Source organism: Luteimonas flava (genome assembly GCF_036584485.1).
Taxonomy (GTDB): domain Bacteria; phylum Pseudomonadota; class Gammaproteobacteria; order Xanthomonadales; family Xanthomonadaceae; genus Luteimonas; species Luteimonas flava.
The window spans coordinates 1-304 of record NZ_JAZHBM010000064.1; the positions used below are offsets into that span (position 1 = coordinate 1).

Here is a 304-nt window from a genome sequence, read left to right on the forward strand (position 1 = left end):
GCTGCCGAAGTTCGAGGAAGCGATGAAGTTTGTGCGCTCGCTGAGCGCCAAGCGCGGCACCATCCTGATGGTGGGCACCAAGCGCCAGGCGCGCGACGTGATCAACATGGAAGCCCAGCGCGCGGGCATGCCCTTTGTGGACCAGCGTTGGCTCGGCGGCATGCTGACCAACTTCAAGACGGTCAAGGGTTCGCTGAAAAAGCTCAAGGAAATGCAGGCCACCAAGGAAGCCGGCCTGGATTCCCTGTCGAAGAAAGAAGCCCTGATGTTTGACCGCGAGCTGGCCAAGCTCGAGAAGGACATC

At 60.5% G+C, this 304-nt stretch carries 1 protein-coding gene; it reads left to right on the plus strand.

The window, feature by feature from the left end; translation table 11 throughout:
* A partial coding sequence (gene rpsB / locus V3391_RS17690) for a 30S ribosomal protein S2 (protein WP_332079763.1) occupies positions 1 to 304 on the plus strand: 304 nt, incomplete at both ends.